Source organism: Citrobacter freundii complex sp. CFNIH2 (assembly GCF_002880615.1).
Taxonomy (GTDB): domain Bacteria; phylum Pseudomonadota; class Gammaproteobacteria; order Enterobacterales; family Enterobacteriaceae; genus Citrobacter_A; species Citrobacter_A amalonaticus_F.
In genome coordinates, this window is sequence record NZ_CP025757.1 from 4,515,808 (window position 1) to 4,534,162 (window position 18,355).

The 18,355-nt window shown below is 56.9% G+C and carries 18 protein-coding genes; all 18 read left to right on the plus strand.

Going from position 1 to position 18,355, the window contains the following annotated elements; translation table 11 throughout:
* Positions 1-103 precede the first annotated feature (103 nt).
* The 18 genes from WM46_RS22045 (at position 104) to WM46_RS22130 (ending at position 18,354) form a co-directional block, all read left to right on the plus strand.
* Complete coding sequence (locus WM46_RS22045) at positions 104-634, plus strand: fimbrial protein (RefSeq protein WP_061075511.1); 531 nt, start codon at positions 104-106, stop codon at positions 632-634.
* Positions 635-709: 75 nt separating this feature from the next.
* Entirely contained in the window at positions 710-1,258 is a 549-nt protein-coding gene (locus WM46_RS22050) for a fimbrial protein (RefSeq protein WP_061075510.1), read from the plus strand.
* A 63-nt stretch (positions 1,259-1,321) separates the two neighbouring features.
* Complete coding sequence (locus tag WM46_RS22055; protein ID WP_102603330.1) at positions 1,322-3,796, plus strand: fimbria/pilus outer membrane usher protein; 2,475 nt, start codon at positions 1,322-1,324, stop codon at positions 3,794-3,796.
* A gap of 42 nt (positions 3,797-3,838) precedes the next feature.
* Positions 3,839-4,582 carry a molecular chaperone gene (locus WM46_RS22060; RefSeq protein WP_187394413.1) on the plus strand — a complete coding sequence of 248 codons (744 nt, stop codon included), beginning with the start codon at positions 3,839-3,841 and terminating at the stop codon, positions 4,580-4,582.
* Between the two features lie 17 nt (positions 4,583-4,599).
* Positions 4,600-5,223: a fimbrial protein gene (locus tag WM46_RS22065; protein WP_061075507.1), complete on the plus strand. Its 624-nt coding sequence runs from the start codon at positions 4,600-4,602 to the stop codon at positions 5,221-5,223.
* Positions 5,223-6,278: a fimbrial protein gene (locus tag WM46_RS22070; RefSeq protein WP_061075506.1), complete on the plus strand. Its 1,056-nt coding sequence runs from the start codon at positions 5,223-5,225 to the stop codon at positions 6,276-6,278. Before WM46_RS22065 ends, WM46_RS22070 begins: the two co-directional genes overlap by 1 nt.
* Positions 6,279-6,287: 9 nt before the next feature.
* Positions 6,288-6,836: a fimbrial protein gene (locus tag WM46_RS22075; RefSeq protein WP_102603332.1), complete on the plus strand. Its 549-nt coding sequence runs from the start codon at positions 6,288-6,290 to the stop codon at positions 6,834-6,836.
* A 23-nt stretch (positions 6,837-6,859) separates the two neighbouring features.
* The gene (locus WM46_RS22080; protein ID WP_061075504.1) at positions 6,860-7,519 is read left to right on the plus strand and encodes a transcriptional regulator; all 660 of its coding nucleotides are present in this window, start codon (positions 6,860-6,862) and stop codon (positions 7,517-7,519) included.
* Between the two features lie 89 nt (positions 7,520-7,608).
* Entirely contained in the window at positions 7,609-7,806 is a 198-nt protein-coding gene (locus WM46_RS22085; RefSeq protein WP_061075503.1) for a DUF4762 family protein, read from the plus strand.
* Between the two features lie 63 nt (positions 7,807-7,869).
* Entirely contained in the window at positions 7,870-8,541 is a 672-nt protein-coding gene (locus WM46_RS22090) for a DsbA family protein (RefSeq protein ID WP_102603333.1), read from the plus strand.
* Between the two features lie 5 nt (positions 8,542-8,546).
* Positions 8,547-9,497, plus strand: coding sequence for an ABC transporter (locus WM46_RS22095; protein ID WP_102603334.1), 951 nt, complete (start codon positions 8,547-8,549; stop codon positions 9,495-9,497).
* Between the two features lie 8 nt (positions 9,498-9,505).
* Entirely contained in the window at positions 9,506-11,614 is a 2,109-nt protein-coding gene (locus WM46_RS22100; RefSeq protein ID WP_102603335.1) for a peptidase domain-containing ABC transporter, read from the plus strand.
* Positions 11,611-12,762, plus strand: a complete 1,152-nt coding sequence (locus WM46_RS22105; RefSeq protein WP_102603336.1) for an efflux RND transporter periplasmic adaptor subunit — start codon at positions 11,611-11,613, stop codon at positions 12,760-12,762. Before WM46_RS22100 ends, WM46_RS22105 begins: the two co-directional genes overlap by 4 nt.
* 3 nt (positions 12,763-12,765) lie before the next feature.
* Positions 12,766-14,697, plus strand: a complete 1,932-nt coding sequence (locus WM46_RS22110; protein ID WP_102603337.1) for an ABC transporter permease — start codon at positions 12,766-12,768, stop codon at positions 14,695-14,697.
* Positions 14,694-16,073: a TolC family protein gene (locus tag WM46_RS22115; protein ID WP_102603338.1), complete on the plus strand. Its 1,380-nt coding sequence runs from the start codon at positions 14,694-14,696 to the stop codon at positions 16,071-16,073. Before WM46_RS22110 ends, WM46_RS22115 begins: the two co-directional genes overlap by 4 nt.
* Complete coding sequence (locus WM46_RS22120; RefSeq protein WP_102603339.1) at positions 16,060-17,313, plus strand: beta-ketoacyl-[acyl-carrier-protein] synthase family protein; 1,254 nt, start codon at positions 16,060-16,062, stop codon at positions 17,311-17,313. Before WM46_RS22115 ends, WM46_RS22120 begins: the two co-directional genes overlap by 14 nt.
* Positions 17,310-18,116, plus strand: a complete 807-nt coding sequence (locus WM46_RS22125) for a MaoC/PaaZ C-terminal domain-containing protein (RefSeq protein ID WP_102603340.1) — start codon at positions 17,310-17,312, stop codon at positions 18,114-18,116. Before WM46_RS22120 ends, WM46_RS22125 begins: the two co-directional genes overlap by 4 nt.
* Positions 18,103-18,354, plus strand: coding sequence for an acyl carrier protein (locus tag WM46_RS22130; RefSeq protein WP_061075494.1), 252 nt, complete (start codon positions 18,103-18,105; stop codon positions 18,352-18,354). Before WM46_RS22125 ends, WM46_RS22130 begins: the two co-directional genes overlap by 14 nt.
* Position 18,355: the final 1 nt, after the last annotated feature.

Here is an 18,355-nt window from a genome sequence, read left to right on the forward strand (position 1 = left end):
ATTTCCAGAACAAAACCAAGAGTTGATTACAGCAGAACGGAATAACGAATGCGACGTGATGACTCTTTATTTCTCAGGATATTGGTACAAACAGGAAATTGTTATGAAAATGAATAAAGTTGCTATGGCTGTTGCGTTCAGCGCCGCTCTGGGTTCTATGTCTGTGTTAGCTGACACAACGAACGGTGTGATTGAATTCCAGGGTGAACTGGTAAATACCGCCTGTGGTCTGGCGCCAGGTTCAAGCCCGGTGACCGTTGATTTTGGTCAGATTCCTGTTTCTGCACTGGCTAACGGTGCTCGCGCCGGAAACGTACACCAGAACATCGAACTGCAGCACTGTGACATCACTGTCGCGCAAACTGCAGAAGTGACTTACACCCCGACCAGCACCAACCTAACTGACGCCACTCTGGCGGCCTTCACCTCTGGCACTGCGTCTGGTGCGGGTATCGGCCTGCGTGACAGCGCCAGCCAGGATGTGGTGTGGGGCACGGCAACTACACCGGTGCAGCTGGTTAACGGCACTAACACCATTCCGTTTGTGGCCTATGTGAAAGCAGAAAGCGCAAGCGCAACCGTGGCTGCTGGTTCCTTCCAGTCCACAGTGAACTTCGAGATTGCATACCAGTAATTGACCTGAAGTGTTGAGTGCGGGACGTGTTCCCGCACTTTCTTCACCGCAGGCATCGTACCAGGGAGGGACAAAGTGAAAATAAACAATACGCTCCTCATCGCCGTCTATTTTTGCGCTCTGGTCGGGTCGGCTTCGGTTTCAGCATCCACCGTCACGCCGGGTAAATTAGCGATGAGCGGTGAACTGATTGAGGCGGCATGCAGTCTTGACCCGAACAGTCGGGATATAGAGGTTGAGTTTGGCGATGTTTCTGCCAGCCTGATTAATCGCAATGATGAAGGCAATATTACGCGGCCAGTCCTGATACGCCTGACGGGATGTTCCGTGGTGAAACGAGGCAACGATGGTTCACTTTATCCTTATGCTTCGGTCACCTTTATGGGTAATGCGGCGGCATCCGACCCCACCACATTATTAGTCAGTGGTGACGCCGATGGCTTTGGTATTCGTCTACGTGACAATCAGGGTGAAATATTAACGCTGGGTCAACCCTCTCCGGAATATGAACTGAGCGAAACTGATAACGTTTTAAAATTTTCCGCATCGCTGGTACCGGTTCAAAAATATATAAAAGCGGGCGAGTTTACTGCCGTTGCGCAGTTTTTTATGGATTACCACTAACAGCATAACAATAACGTAGCGGGACGCAGGCCGTTTTTAACGGATTTATTCGGGACGAAAATCATGTCGGTAAAATTAAATACCCCTCTAACGATCATTGCTCTTCTGGTAATGCATAGCGGCTATGCGCCGATGGCCAGTGCCGAGGAGAGCGTTGAGTTTAATACCGATGTCCTGGATGCCGCGGATCGTACGCAGATTGATCTGTCGCGTTTTGCGACCGACAACTATGTCACCCCTGGCGATTATTTGCTGGATATCCGTATTAACGGTCAGCCAGTCGGTCAGGAGAAAATTCGTTATATCGAGGCTCCCGAAGGGAAGCGCACGCTGCCCTGCATCAGTGGCGACCTGCTGGACAAACTGGCGCTGAAAGATGAGGCCCGCGTCAGGGTCACCCAGCTCTATGAGAATTGCTACTCCCTGCAAAGTCTGCCAGGGGCGAAATTAAGCAACTATGCCGGTGTGCTTGAAATTACCGTGCCGCAGGCGTGGATGAAGTATAACGATCCCAACTGGACGCCGCCTGAACGCTGGGATGAAGGGATCGCGGGCCTTCTGTTTGACTACAGCCTCAACGGGCAACTCACCCGCCAGTTCAACGGTCAGGAAAACTACAGCGCGGTTTCAGGCTACGGCCAGGCGGGTGCGAACATCGGCGGTTGGCGTCTGCGTGGTGAATACCAGACCAGCTACTACAGCCAGAACCATCAATTCGATTTCGACTGGAATCAGATCTACGCCTACCGCCCCTTGCCGATGATCGCGGCGAAACTGACGCTGGGTGAGATCTACCTGAATTCGCAGGTTTTCGATACCGTACGTTTTACCGGGGTCAACCTGGCCAGCGATGAGCGCATGCTGCCGCCGGCGTTACAGGGCTATGCGCCTGAAATTCATGGTATCGCTCGTACCAACGCCAAAGTGACCGTTAGCCAGAGTGGACGCATCATCTATGAAACCACGGTGCCTGCCGGGCCGTTCAACATTCAGGATTTGCGCAGTTCAGTGCGCGGTACCCTCGATGTACGCGTTGAGGAACAGGACGGCTCAGTCTCCACCTTCCAGGTGAACACCGCCAATATTCCGTATCTCACGCGTCCGGGCTACGTTCGTTACAACATCTCAGGCGGTACGCCGTCCCGTTACAACCATAAAATGCAGGGTCCAACGTTCCTTTCCGGCGATTTCTCCTGGGGGGTTAGCAACGCCTGGTCGCTGTATGGCGGCTTACAGTCTTCCGGTGAAGAGTACACCGCGGCATCGTTGGGTATCGGGCGCGATCTCTACGCGTTTGGCGCGATTTCCGTGGATGCCACTGAATCCTGGAGCCGCGAGCCTGACGGCAACCGGCTGAAAGGGACCTCTTACAAGCTGAGTTACGCGAAAACCTTCGACGAATACAACAGCTCCATTACCTTCGCGGGCTACCGTTTTTCGCAGGAAGATTTCCGCTCTATGTCGCAATACCTCGATGAACGCTATCAGGGATACGATCACATCGGGCGCGAAAAAGAGCTCTATACCATTACCGGGAATAAAACGTTCTGGGCCGGTGAAGCGGGAAAGGCGACGACCGTCTTTCTGACCTGGACGCACCAGAACTACTGGGATAAGCGCAGCCAGGATCGCTACGGCATGTCGGTGGGACGCGCCTTCCGGATTGGCGAGATCAACGGCATCACCGCCAACCTTTCCGCTTACCGTACTGATTACAAAGGGCGCAAAGACGACTCGATCTCCTTCTCGTTGTCGGTGCCGATTGGCGACAACAAATGGGCGGGTCTGGATATCCAGACCAACAACGGCAAAACCAGTCCGATGGCGTCCTACACCGACAACAGTGATTACAACAACTTGTGGCGCATTCGTGCCGGTGCCAGCCAGAGCGGTAACGCCAGCGTTGACGGCTATTACCAGCATCGTTCGCAACTGGCGGAAATCAATACCAACGCCAGCTATCAGCAGAGCCAGTACATGGCGCTGAGCACGACCCTGCGCGGCGGCTTCACGGCAACCCGCCACGGCGCGGCGATGCATAACAGCGGCGCAACGATCAACACGGCGCGCGTCATGGTGGATACCAATGGCATTGGCGGCGTGCCGCTTAACGGCAAGAAGTCGCGGACTAACGGCTACGGCATTGCCGTGGTGCCGGATGTGGTGAGCTACAACAGTTTTGACACCCGCGTGGACGTGGATGCGATGGACAGCGACATCGAACCGTCAAAAGCCATCAGCACGACGACCCTGACGGAAGGCGCGATTGGCTATCAGGCCTTCGGTATGGCGAAGGGGATGAAGATGATGGGGACGCTACGCCTCGCGGATGGCAACGTCCCGCCATTCGGCGCGGAAATTTACAACCCCGATGGCGTAAGCGTCGCGATGGTGCTGGAAGACGGGCAAGCCTGGCTTGCGGGGGTCAATGCGAACGAAACGCTGAACGTGATGTGGGGCGGTAAGCAGCAATGTCAGGTCACGATTCCGCCAGGTGCAAACAACGGATCAGCGAACGCGCTTCTGCCGTGTCGTTAATCCCGACAGAACGAGTTATCTCACTGTAATAAAAGGCCAAAAATGAGCAAGAAAAGACATAGCGGATATCTGATGGCGGCGTGGGCGCTGAGCATGATTGGCGGCTACGCGCAGGCGGGGGTCTCTCTGGACAGAACCCGCGTCATTATTACGGAGAAAGAGGCATCATCGAGCGCCAATCTGTCCAATACCAGCCCGGATATTCCCTTCCTCGCCCAGTCGTGGGTCGAGGATGAAAAGGGTAACAAGATTACCTCGCCGCTGATTGTGTTACCGCCGCTACAGCGAATCAACGGGGGACAGAAAGGGATTGCGCGCGTCACCAAAACCGCGGGGATCGACAAGCTGCCGCAGGACAGAGAAAGCCTGTTCTACCTCAACGTCCGGGAGATCCCGCCGAAGCCGGATAAACCGAATACGCTGCAACTGGCCATGCAGTCGCGCATCAAGCTGTTTTACCGCCCGGCGGCGGTGATCCCGAAGACCCGGAGTGAAATCTGGCAGGACCAGGTGGTGTTTCATAAAAACGGCAGCCAGATGACCGTACAGAACCCAACGCCCTACTACGTCACGATCCTCGGGCTGTCCAAAGGGGCCGGACAAAAGATCACCCAATTTCCAGGGATCATGATCGCACCCAAATCGAGCCAGCAGTTTGCGGTGACGGACGGGAGCGTCAGCCAGTTTTCCATGATGTACGTGAACGACTATGGCGGACACCCGGAGCTGAAGTTTCGTTGCGATGGCAACACCTGCAAAGCGCTTCCACCGGCGCAGCAGGGCTAACCAGGAGGAACCAGACAATGCAAAATCCTTTATCCACTGTGGCCCTCCTTGCGATGGGCGTGGCATTTCAGTGCGGGGCGGATGTGCCAGCGCAGCCACAGCATAGCGCTCAGGAACATGTCAGCGAAGATAGCGGCATTGTCCGGTTTCACGGCTCCGTGTTTGCCTCTCCCTGTGTGCTGATGACACAAGGGCGCATTCAGGATGTCGAGATGGGCGAGATCAGCGCGCAGAATTTTCGCCAGGCGGGCGATCGCAGCGAGCCGGTACGCTTCAAATTGCATCTGAAGGACTGCCTGAAAGGGGCGTCGCAGTCGCGAGGGAGTCTGGCTTCCAGAACCACCGGGAATGACTGGCGAGCCTACAGCACCGGGGAGCAGGCGGTACAACTGACGTTCGTTGGTGAATCCGATCTTAATAACGGGCAGCTATTACGCACCAGCGGTACGACTCAGGGCGCGGGCGTGCGACTGCTCGATAAGGACGGGAATGCGCTGGATGTCGGTCAGACCCATGCGCCCTGGCTGGTGAATTCCGGTGACAGTGAACTGAATTTTATGGCGGCGCTGGAATCCACCGGTTTGCATGTGAGCGCGGGCGACTTTAGCAGTCTGGTCCGTCTGAAGATGGAGTATTTGTAATGAAACTGTCAGGCCTGTTCCGCCGAAAATGGCCGGTCTTACTGGCGCTCAGCACGCTTGGCGTGTCGGGCACGGCGTGGTCCGCACTGGATGGTGAAATTGAACCGGTGAATGGGACCTATGACTATCTGATTAATATTAGCAATCATGATATTACCTCCAACCAGGCCGGGGCGACCATTACTGATGAGTTCAATCTGGCGGGGATGTTCCAGGGGCGAGCGTACTGTACGCAGTCAGTGGTGGATCAGCCGGTGTATTACATGTCGCAGGCGACGTTGACGCAGTCCGGAATGACGGCGGGTTACCTCAAGCTCAATGACTATATGGACGTTAAAATTGAGATCTACATCGGTGGGAATCTGCAAGATTATAAAACCGTACCGTTTGATAACATCTCAAACGACGCCAATCAGAACTACTGCAACCCGCCCAGCACGATCCTTGACAACCAGTTTACCTCCGGCGCAAAGGGGAAGGTGACCTTTATGATCACCAAACCGATTATCAACGGGGTGAACCTGCAAGGCTCTGAGATCGCAAAACTCTTTGGTCGCCTGGGGCCGGGCGCAATGGGGCAAACCCCTCTGTCGCGCATCACCATCGCTTCCGGGGTCATCACCGTGCCGGATAAATGTACCGTTAATCAGGGGACGCCGATCGTCGTCGACTTCGGCAACATTCCTGGGATCGGTAGCCGACTGAACGGCACCAACTACAGCCAGAATGTGCCGATTCATGTGAAGTGCGAGGGCGGCAGCTTCGCCCAGGGCGCACTGAATATCAAGCTGGGGATCCAGCAGGCCAATCCGGCGTTTGATGACGGCAAGTACCTGAGTACGCAGGGAACAACGGATCGTTCCGAGCTGGGCATTGCGCTGCGTGACCGTCAGGGTAACCCGGTGGCACCCAACACCTTCTATAACGTGCCGGGGTTTGCCAATAACGAAGGCGACTGGAACCTGACTGCCGCACCGGTGGCGAAATACACCACGTCAGTCATTCCGGAAGGCGAGTTCCATGCATCGGCAACGGTTGTGGCTGAATTCCAGTAAGGAGGGAATATGCATCGCGTAACAATGATCTTTGCCTGTTTATTGACGACGCTCGCTCCGGCCCCGGTGTGGGCGCTGGGGGAGTTACTGGGTGGCGATCTCAGTTTCACCGGCGTGGTGATGGCCTACCCGTGCAGCATTGCGCCTGATTCAGAGCGGGTGCCGGTCGATTTCGGGAAAGTATCGACAAAGTCATTGTATATCAACGGGAAAACAGTGCCGGTTCCGTTCACGATCAAATTAGAGGATTGCACGCCGAGCGTCTTTAATTCCGTCACGGTGACGTTCAGCGGTATTGCCAACGGCAATCTGGCGGACCGACTGGCGATCAGCGCCACGTCGCCGGGCAATGCGGGGGGCGTGGGGATCGGTCTGCTGGAGGAGGACGATACGCCTGTACGCCTGAATGTGGCGACCCGTCCGGCCGCGATCAACGACACCATTTTACGGCTTAATTTCCAGGCGTTTGTGGAGGCCGAGCCGTATGCCTTAGCAAACGGCACCCTGACCACCGGACCTTTTACCGCCACGGCAAATTACACATTGAACTATCAGTAGCGTCATCAAAAGGATATTGAGGCATGGTGTATCAGTGTTTTCTTTACAACAAAGATCTCTTTTTTTCGCAAGGAATCAAAACGGTGATTGCCAGTTTGCTCGCGGAGCAAACGGACGTTTTATATTCCTTAACGGATGATTACACGCAGTTGATCAAGCAGTTACAGACTCGCGTAAATGATGACTGCTGCCTGTGGATCCTCTGCGATTTGGACAGCCTGCCGCGTGAGCGGATTCGTGCGCTGCAGCTCATGAATAATTTCTATCAGCGTGAAAACAAGAATCTGATCATTTTATTAAGCGAGCACAACATGCCGCTGTTTTTCACGTTGTATGCGCTCTTGCCAGGCGCGCACTGGTTATTGAAAAGCGAGAATCTCGCCAATACCACCCCTTTTTTTCAGGAATTATTAGATCAACGACATCAGGGATGCTGCTTTAGCTATTCATTAGTGAATTACACCCGCAGAAGACTGCACCACCGGGAAATGAATTATACGATTTCCGGTAATGAATGGTGGCTGATGGAAGAGATATTCAAAGGGAAATCACTGTCGCAGATTTCCTGCGAAGTGAATATCGATGTCCGACGCCTGAGCTATATCAAGCGGCACTTAATGAAACGACTGAATATTAGAAACAACATTGCGTTATTCACGGTGTTCAAGGGAATTATGCCGTGACCCGTGAAACGTCTTTTCGGCAGTGGTATTTGCCGAGCGATCGGTGCAAGTGATTGCACCCCATTAAACCCTAAGTAAGGAAAACAGAGATGAAAAAATTAACTGCGATCGAAGTGGCTAACGTTGTGGGCGGAACCTGTAAAACCTGCGAAACAACGTATCAGAACGTCACCATTGGGGGGGTGACCTCCTGTAAGGAACTGACGACCTGTACGGATAAGCACGGCAGCACCACCTCAATGAAAGATGCAAATGCCAGCAAGTGTGGTGGGGTTCCGAACCGCTAATCATTGGCTATGACCTGGAGGTACCCGCGCCTCCAGGTTTATCTTTTCCGCTGCGAGAATACTATGGCGACCCAATTTAAACGCATCACCATTATCAGCTATTCGCTGTGCTTGATCGTTATCTCTTCGTTGATGACGGTGCTTTGTTACCACATTTTTGTCTTTAATACCTTTGCCACGGATCACTCACAAACGCAGGCTTTTCGTGAAGTCAGCGCAGAACACATTGCACAGAGTCCGATTAAAGACGCGCGCAGTATTATCGAGGTGATGTCTTACGGTTGCCATTATTGTGCGGCAAACGAAGAAAATCTGGCGGAATTTTCCCGCACCCTGCCACCGGGCAGTTCATTTACCGCGATTCATATTGCCAGTGAGGACAGCGGTCTTGCCGCTTACGCGCCGATTTTTGCCACGCTGGAAGAGATGGGAATTGAAAAGAACGTTCGCGATAGCGCTTATAACGCCGTTATTACCCGCAATGTCGATCTCTCCGATGAGAAGGCACTGAATACCTGGCTGGTAAAAAACAATATTGATGTGGATAAATTTAACACTCTGCGTCAGAGCGATGCGGTTAAAAACCGTCTCAGCACGATGGCCGCCATTACCGCACACTATGACATTAACGCGACGCCGATGTTTATTATCAATAAACGCTATGTGGTGGCCCAGGACAGTGAATTTCCTCAATTTGCGCAGCGCATGCTGCAATTGCTGAAAGAGGATAAATAACCGCGGTGGTCAGATTTTTTATTGTCTGGAGCGTATTTAGTTTTAAAAACAGTGCGGGATGGCTGTATAACGCGAAGCGTAATTTTTCTCAGGGAACGCTGATTCTGCTGCGAAAAATAATGCGCTATCTACCGCTGCCCGTATTACTGACCGTGGCGAAAGGACTCAGCGCGCTACGGTTGCTGGGGCGCTCATTTCGCTTACGCAATGCGGTGGCAAACGAAAACACCCGCTGCCTGATCGGGCAAACCGGCCGGGTGGACGCGGCCTGGGTCGCCGTGCGTCGCCGCCTGCTGGAAGAGGCCGCAACATGGGGACAAAACCCGGCGCTGCTCCAGCAGATCCGTGCCTGTGCGGCTGAACTTGATGCCGTAGTCGCACCGCTACATCAGCAGAACATTCCTTACATTCTGGCGCCGTTACATACGGTGTCGGACGTGCTGGCGGCGATGGTCGGCGCCTGCGTCACGCCGGGTAAAGCCTGCGTGGTGGTCTCTTCCAGCGCCGAACTCTATAACGCGCAGACCCGTGCCCTGGGCGGTATCGACCTCTCCTATTGCTCCATTCATCAGCAGAACAAAACGCTGGCCGGCAGCCTGATGGCGCTCATCACCGATGTCGCTACCGGGCGGCAGAACATGATTATTTTTCCCGATATCTCGCCGGACTATACCCTACAGGCCGAAGGGGCGCTGGCGGCGAAACTGCCGTGTCGTTTATTCGGCCGCAGCGCGAAGTTACACAATGGTGTGGTTCGCCTTTCCGGGGTGATTGCGGCGCAGGTGGTGTTTTATCACCTCAGCTACCACAACGGCCTGCGCATCCATATTCATCCGCCGGTGAGCAGTCAGAACGTCGCCCGCGAGCTGCCTGACATTATTGAATCCACGCTGCGTGAATACCCACAGGAGTGGCTCCTTTGGCACAGCCATTCTCTCTTCTTTATTAATCACTGATGATAAAAATGACGACCACGATCCCGAATCTGATCTTTCAGGAAGAGACCAACGAGTGCGGACTGGCGTGCGTGGCGATGCTGGCACAAACGCAGGGTCAGCCCGTTTCGCTGGCAACATTGCGCGAGTGGTTTCCGGCCTCTGACCACGGAACCTCACTGGATATGCTGATGCGCATTCTGGCGCGGCTGGGCATTGCGACGACGCCGGTGCTGTTTGAGCACGATGAGCTGAGCTCCCTGCCGCTACCGGCCATTTTGCATTACGGTGCAAGTCATTATGTCCTGCTGGCCTGGCGCAAAGGCAACCACGTGTGCGTGATGAACCCGGCGATTGGCGAGCAGTGGTTACCGTTTGCCGCGCTTAAGCAGGAGATCAGCGGCTATGCCCTGATTGTCGAACCTGAGCAGGCATTTGCCGCAGACCCTGATTTACCGTTGTCGACAACCGCGCAGAGCGCGCCGCGGGCGATGAGCATGCAGGAAACCGCGGCGGTGCCGGGGATCTATCGGCTGATGCTGTTGACCTTCCTCGTCTCGCTGACGCTATTTCTGATGCCGACGATGGTGAGCAACGCCATCAACCAGGCCTTCTCCAGCGTGGAGAGCCGCGACTTTCCCTACGGCTGGTTTATCCTGGCGTTTGTCGCCTCCTCACTGATGGCGCTGGGCGTGCGGGTGATTAGCGAACGTTTTATCAAACGCTTTGTGCTGATCCACAGTGGCGTGGGGTTTTCCCGTCTGCTCCACAACCCACTGCGTTTTTTCGAAAAACGGGCGCCGGGGGAGATCTTCAGCCGCTTCACGGCCTGGCAGATTGGCCTGTTGCAAAAGATTGAGCTGGATAACGGCCTGCGCTCCGACTGGGTGATCTGTACGATCGCGTTGGCGATCATGTTCTGGATTGCGCCCGTGCTGGCGGCGATCTCCGCCGTCGGCGTGACGGTAATGGGGATCATCAGCGTCTGGGCGGTGATCCGCGACCGCTGGTTCACCCAGCAACTGCAGCTGAAAAGCGCCACCCTGAACGATTTTTTCATGGAGACCATTCAGGGCATTTTGACCGTCAAAACCGCCGGACTGGAAGGGCAGCGCCAGGGGCAATTCGCCGGCTTCAGTCGCGATCTGTTTTCGTGTTTGCAACGCCAGAAGGTCTATCAGCAGGTGAAAGAGGGGCTGTATCAGCTCACCGGGAGCCTGGAAATGGTGGTGTTTATGCTGGTGGTTCTGCCGATGGTGCACAGCAAACTGATCTCACTGGGCGATTTTTTTGCCTATAGCTTCCTGCGGCAAATCTTCACCTCCTACGTCACGCGGATCTTCTACGCCATCATCCAGAAATCGCAGTTGAACGTAATCGACACCCGCGCCCATGCGCTGTTTGCGCCACAGGACGAGGCAGCGCCTGTTTCGCAGGCAGCGCAACTTCCCGCCGATACGGCGCCGGACCTGACGTTTGCGTCGTTGTGCTATGGCTACGATCCCGCCAGGCCGGTGCTGTCGTCGGTTTCGCTGTCGCTGCGCGCGGGCGATCAGATTGCGATTGTCGGTGAATCCGGTGCGGGTAAGAGCACCTTACTCCGCCTGATTGCCGGACTATTTTCTCCGCAGGCGGGGGGCTGTTATGCCGCAGACACGGCGCTGACTGCGCAACAACTGGCGCAGTTTGTCTGTCTGCAAAGTCAGGAGGACATTCTGTTTAATGCCTCGGTTCGCGAAAACATTACGTTGTTCGACGCGCACTACCGCGAACGCGATCGTGGGCGGATTGAGGCATTGCTCGATTCCCTCGCGCTGGGCGAGGTGGTACGCGGATTACCGGGCGGTATTGACGCCCTGATCCGCGAAAGCCATGCGGCGCTGTCGCTCGGCCAGCGTCAGCGGTTATTGCTGGCGCGCGCGCTGTACAGTTCGCGTCCGGTGTTGTTGCTTGACGAGCCGACCGCCAATCTTGACGACGATACGGCGGCCATTGTGATGGCGGCGATTCACGCGCATTGCCAGAACGCCGGTAAGTCACTGATTGTGGTCACCCACAGCGACGCGATTCTGTCGCGGTTTCAGCGGGTTTATCAACTGACCGACGGCAAGCTCAGCCCGCTGGAGGTCAAGGTATGACGCCGAAATCGCGTTGGCTGCTGATCGGCGGCGCACTGGCGCTGGCCGTTGCGGTTGGTGGCACGTGGGCGACGCTGGCGTCGACCGCGCCGCAGGAGAATTTACCGCTGGAGACCATTGGCACGGGCGACATCGAAAAGGTGGTGCTGGTAACGGGGGTTCTGAAACCGGCGGTGCAGGTTAACGTCGGCGCGCAGGTCAACGGACAGTTGCGCAAGCTGTACGTGCGCCAGGGCGAGAAGGTGCAAAAAGGCCAACTGCTGGCGGAAATTGACCCCACTTTGCAGGAGTCTGATCTGAACAACACGCGTGCACAACTGGCCAGCGCTAAAGCGCAAAAGCTGTCGGCGCAGGCGACGCTGTTACGTTATCGTCAGGAACTGAACCGCCAGCGCATGATGCTGCGTGACGGTTCTGCCGTGCGCAGTGAATACGAGCAGGCGAAGGCGCAATACGATGCGCAGGTGCAGCAAATTGACGTGAGCGATGCGCAGATTGTGCAGGCGGAGATGGCGGTGAAAACGGCGCAGGCCAACCTCAGCTATACCCGCATTGTGGCGCCCATCGACGGCGAAGTGCTGGGTATCGTCACCCGGGAGGGGCAGACCATCGTCTCCTCGCAAACGGCGCCGACCATTCTGGTGCTGGCGGATCTCGACACCATGCAGGTGCAAACGCGTATCTCGGAAGCCGACGTGCAAAAAATCCGTCCGGGTCAGCCGCTGCGCTTCTACGTTATCGCCAATCCGGATAAACGCTACGCCAGTACGATGGGCTTCGTGCAGCCTGCGCCGCAGGAAGCGCTGGAAGCGCCCGGTGAGAGCGGCATGGGCGGTAATCAACAGGCAATGGCGGTGTACTACACCGGCACCTTTGAAGTGCCTAACGCTGAGCGAGAGCTCAAAACGTCGATGACGGCGCAGGTATTTATTCAGATTGCCGAAGCAAAGAACGTATTGCGCGTGCCGGTCGCAGCACTCGGGCAGGCGCTGGATACCGAGCGCTACACCATCACGACCGTTGAAAACGGGAAAACGCGCACCCGCACCATCCGCATCGGGATCAACGATCGACAGTACGCCGAGGTGCTGGAGGGATTGCAGGCTGGCGATCGCGTGGTGCTGGCGCAGGACACGGTGCGGGGATAGCGGATGGAACCGATTATCGTCTTACGCCAGGTTTGCCGGACATTCAGCGCGGGAAGCGAGACGCTTGCGGTGCTGAGCGACATTTCACTGACCATCCACGGCGGTGAGATGGTGGCGATTGTGGGCGCCTCGGGGTCGGGGAAGTCCACGCTGATGAACATCATCGGCTGCCTGGACAAGCCTTCTTCCGGCGAAGTGCTGATCAACGGAACGCCGGTACATGATGCCGACAGCCTGCACCTGGCCGATCTGCGCAGCCGTTATCTGGGGTTTATATTTCAGCGCTATCACCTGATGCCGTATCTGACGGCGGAAGAGAATATCGCCATTCCCGCGCTGTACACCGCGATGTCAGCGCAAGAGCGCAATGCGCGCACCCAGCGTCTTGCACGTCAGCTTGGCCTGGAAAACCGGCTCCAGCACCGACCCGCTCAGCTTTCGGGTGGGCAACAGCAGCGCGTGAGCATCTGTCGGGCGCTGATCAACGGTGCGCATATCATCCTCGCGGATGAACCCACCGGTGCACTCGACAGCGTCAGCGGCAAGGCGCTAATGGATGTGTTGCACCAGCTACATGCGGCGGGGCACACGGTCATCATCGTCACCCACGATCGCGACGTTGCCCGGCAGGCGCAGAGAATGATTGAGATCAGCGACGGGCGGATCATTCGCGACGTTCAGCACGCTGCCGTTCGTCGTCCGATTGCGCTGGGGGAGCAGGATAACGGACGCGCCTCGCTGGGTCGCCGTCTTCATGAGGCGGTCCGCATGGCCTGGCGTTCGCTGCTCGGGCACCGGATGCGCGCGTTTCTCTCCATGCTGGGGATCATTATTGGCATTGCGTCGGTGGTGTCCTCGATGGCGGTAGGCGAAGGCGCACGGCAGGCGATCATGAGCGAGATTGGCAAACTGGGAAGCACCACGCTGGAGATCCATCCCGGCACGGGGTGGGGCAGCAAGCGCCCGGATATGGAGCGCGCATTGTCGATGGATGATGTGCGCAGTTTGCAGGCGCTGCCGTGGGTCATCGGTGTCTCGCCGGTGGTCAGCAGCACCACGCTCGCGGTTCGCAAAGGGCTCGACTCCTCCATGATGCTCTCCGGCGTGTCACAAGACTTTTTCGCCCTGCAAGGGCTGCGTTTTGTGCAGGGAAATGGCTTTACCGCACGCGACGTCGCGGAAGGCGAACCGGTGTTGATCCTCGATGAGACCGGGCGCGATACGCTGTTTCCCGGTGGAGAAAATCCGCTTGACGAGATCGTCCAGATTGGCGGCGCGCCGTGGCGGGTGATCGGCGTGGCGACACGGCCCGGCCCGAAAGTGGTGGGCGGATTCATGACCGCCTGGGTTCCGCATACCTCATTACAGCAGCGACTCACCGGCGAAAAGCCGCTGGAATCGTTGATTCTGCGTTTTCAACCGCCGCTGGAACCGCATGAGGCGGCGCAGCGGGCGGAACGTCATCTGCTGCGGGAACATGGCCGGAAGGACTTCTTTATCCAGACCGACGATCAGCTGGCGAACGCGCTGCAAAAGACCTCTGACTCTATGTCGTTGTTGATTACCGCCATTGCGGCGATCTCCCTGCTGGTGGGCGGCGTCGGGGTGATGAACATCATGCTGGTGTCGGTGACCGAACGAACCCATGAAATCGGCATCCGCTTATCCGTTGGCGCGCGTCCCTCGGACATCATGAACCAGTTTCTGATTGAGGCCGTGATGATCTGCGCCCTCGGAGGCCTGCTGGGCGTGTTCGGTTCGTGGGTGGCGGGGCATCTTTTTGCTCTCGCGACCGATGCGTTCTCAATGGTGTTCACGGCGTTTCCGGTGCTGATGGCCTGTGGGTTTTCTGCCCTGATCGGCCTGACGTTTGGCTATTTCCCGGCGCGCAGGGCTGCTCGCCTCAACCCAACGGAGGCGCTGGCTCGCGAATGAAAAGACGGCTTGTGTTGCTCGCACTTTTGTTGCTCGCGGGTTGTAGCTCACAGACCCGTAGCGACTACCAGCGTCCGCTGCTGTCATTGCCCACTCAATGGCAACCGGCTACCGACACGGTGTCGGAATACGGCTGGCAGCGTTTTGGCGATCCCCGACTGTCGCGGGTGATTGAACAGGTGCTGGAAAGCAATAACGATCTCGCGGCGGCGGCCATCATCGTGCAACAGGCGCGTGTGGCTGCAGGGTTAACTGACACCAATATGACCCCCGATGTGGCGGTCAGCGGTTCTGCCAGTAACAGCAAAAACGTGCGCCGGGGAACATCCGCGCAGGAAAACTACAGCAGCGGCATCACCATCGCCTGGGAACTGGACCTGTGGGGAAAACTGGCGCGTACCCGTGAGCAAAGCGAATGGGAAGTGGTAGCGAGCGAGCAGGATTACCACGCGACGGTACTCACCACGATGGGGACCACCGCCCAGCTTTACTGGCGCATCGCGCTGTATAACCAGCAGATTCGCAATCAGCGTGACGGTCTGGCTATTTCGCAACAGACCGTGCAGCAGGTGACGTCATGGTTTAACGCCGGGAAGGTCGGCCAGCTCGATGTGTTACAGGCGCAGCAGGCCCTGCTGGAACGAGAGAATCAGTGGCGAACGCTGGTTCAGCAACGTCAGAACACGCGGAATGCGCTGGCGCTGTTGCTCAACAGACCGGCAGAGCAGCATGCCGATGAATCGCCCGCGCTGGATGCAAATCAGCAGGTGCCGATTGCGCAAAAAACACCGCTGCGGGTGATCGCGCAGCGGCCGGACATTCAGGCCGCGGAGTCGCGTCTGCGCGCAGCCCTTGCAGGTTACGACGCCTCACGGCTGCAGTTTTATCCCGCACTGTCTCTTGATGCCTCACTGAATGCCGGCAGTCAGATCTTCAGCCAATGGTTCAGCGATCCGATCCGCACGATTGGCGGCACGCTGGCGCTGCCGTTTATCCAGTGGAACACCCAACAGCTCACCGTGAAGCAAGCGGATCTCGCGGTAAAACAGGCGGCAATAGCCTTTCGCTCGACGGCCTACGCCGCGCTCGCCGAAGTGGATGAGGCGATGGAAAACCGCCTGAGCGCTGATGAGCAGCGCACGCGACTTCACCAGTCGCTGGTCCTCAGCCAGCGGCGTTTAACCCTGACGGAAAGCCGCTATCGCGCGGGCGCCGTGGATTTTCAGACGTTGTTGAACGCGCAGGACGATCGGTTGACGTTAGAGAACGCCCTCGCACAAACTCAATACGACTACCTCTACGCCACGTTGCAGCTCTGGCTGGCGCAAGGGGGTGGCGAAACGCAATACAGGATGATGCAACATGAAGCCGAATAATGAATTTAAGCGGGCCGTCGTTACCGGGTATGGCGCCGTGACCCCACTTGGCGCGACGGCTGATGAGAGCTGGCAGGCGATGATGGATAACCGTCTGGGCTATCGCTACGTCGATAAAACGGCGCTGAACATCAACACCCATTTTCTCGGGCTGGTGGATAACGAACCGAGCCTGGCGGGTGTTCCTGCGGTTATTCGTCGTCGGCTGCCGCGCTTTGCCCGGCTGACCGTCGGCGCGGCGCGTCAGGCAATGACGATGGCCTTTGGCGTCAGGCCGCCGCAGGAATACTACAGCACGCTCGACTGCGGCGTGATCATGGGGACCGGCTGGGGCGGACTGGACGAAAGCTACGACGCGCAAAGTGAGTTTGCGACCACGGGCGTCGCCTCGCCGTTTAACTGTTTTTACTCGATGCCCAGCGTTACCACCGCAGCCTGCAGCCAGTTCTGGGGACTCAATGGCTATCAGAACACGGTGGTTGCCGCCTGCGCGACGGGGACGATCGCCATTGGCGACGCTTACGAGGTGATCCGCAGCGGCAGGGCGAAAATGATGCTGGCCGGTGCCGGAGAATCTCTCACCAGCCACTGCGCGGTGTGGAACATTGACGTGCTGGGCGCACTGAGCAAGGAAGCGTCGGATCCGCAGCGCGCCAGTTGTCCATTCAGCGCCCATCGTAGCGGTTTTGTGTTATCGGAAGGGGCGGCAGTGCTGTGTCTGGAAGAGCTCGAAGGGGCGCTGGCACGCGGCGCTACCATTCTCGGCGAGATTACCGGCTACGCCAACTTCTCTGATGCCTGGGATTTCACCTCACCGGCGGAAGACTGTCTTGCCCGCGTACAAACCATTACCCACGCGCTGCAACAGGCGGAACTGGAACCGGATCAACTCGACTACATCAACGCGCACGGTACCTCGACGCCGCTGAACGATATCAATGAAACGCAGTCGCTAAAAATGGCGTTAGGGGACGCGGTGTGGTCCATTCCGGTTTCCAGTACGAAATCGTACTCCGGGCACTTAATTTCCGCGGCAGGCACCTTCGAGAGCATTGTCTGTCTGCAGGCGATCGCCAACGGCATCATTCCCGCAACGGCCAATTTCCAGCAGGCGGATGAATGCTGCGATCTGGATTATGTGGTTGAAGGCCATCGTGCGGGCAATGTCCGTCGCACGTTGAACCTGAGTTTCGGCTTTGGTGGCGCGAATGCGGCGTTGATTCTGGAGAAGCACGTATGACGCCCCTTCATTATGGCCAACAGGATGCCCGGCGCTGGGCCGCGTTTTCGGGCGATTACAACCCGGTACATTTCGACGAGGCGTGGGTCAAAGCGCAGGGCGGAAGCGGACTCAGCGTGCATGGCATGCGTGCTTTGCTGGACGTAAAACGGTTTATCAGCCCCCCGGTTGACGACGCCCCGTTTCTGAAATGTACCGTGCGTCTGCGCCGACCGCTGTGGCGGGATACCGCTTATCGCCTGACGCGCGATGCGACTAAGCGGGTTGCGGCATCGGTGCGCGAATTCTCTGCCGAAGAGGCCTGCCTTTCCTGCCAGCTCACGCCGGAAAAACACCTGCCGCTCGTCGATGGCGAAAGTCAACGGGTACTGGATTCGTCGGCGCTGGCCACGCTGCATCAGGCGTTCATGCCGCTGCTGCCCGACGCTCAGCAATGGCATTTTCTCGACGCCCTGTTGTTTCGTCATCTTCTTCAGGATACCGCGCTGTTACGCCAGCAGGCCATTGCCTCCATGCTGCCGACGTGTCGGACGCTGGATGCGCTGTTTACTCTCTTTCCCGTGGTTCAGACCCATCAGGAAGTCATTTTCGACAGTCATCTGCTGGCCTCCTGGCGAGCAGAGTCGCTGCCGGAACATCTTGAGATCGACACGTTGCCTGCCCTGGTGGTTGGCGATCTTGCGAGTGGCGCGGTGGTGGTGCGAATCGCCGCGCGAACCTGTTATCAACATCACTACATTAGCAATGCCGTGACGCTAAAAGTCGGCGCGCTGACAAAAGGAAAATCGAATGAGCCAGCATGAAATGATCTACAACAAAATCAGTGAAATGATCTGTGATGCCAAAGACCTGGCGCCGGAGGCGCTGACGCCAGAGACGACGCTGCCTGAACTGGAGCTGGACAGTCTCGACTACGTTGAACTGATGGTACTGGCGAAGCGTGAATTTAACGTCACGCTCAATCCTGAAATGTTTATGAAAAATCCCACCATGACGCTTCGCGAACTCAGCCAGCGTATTGCGCAGGAAATGGCAGGTTGAT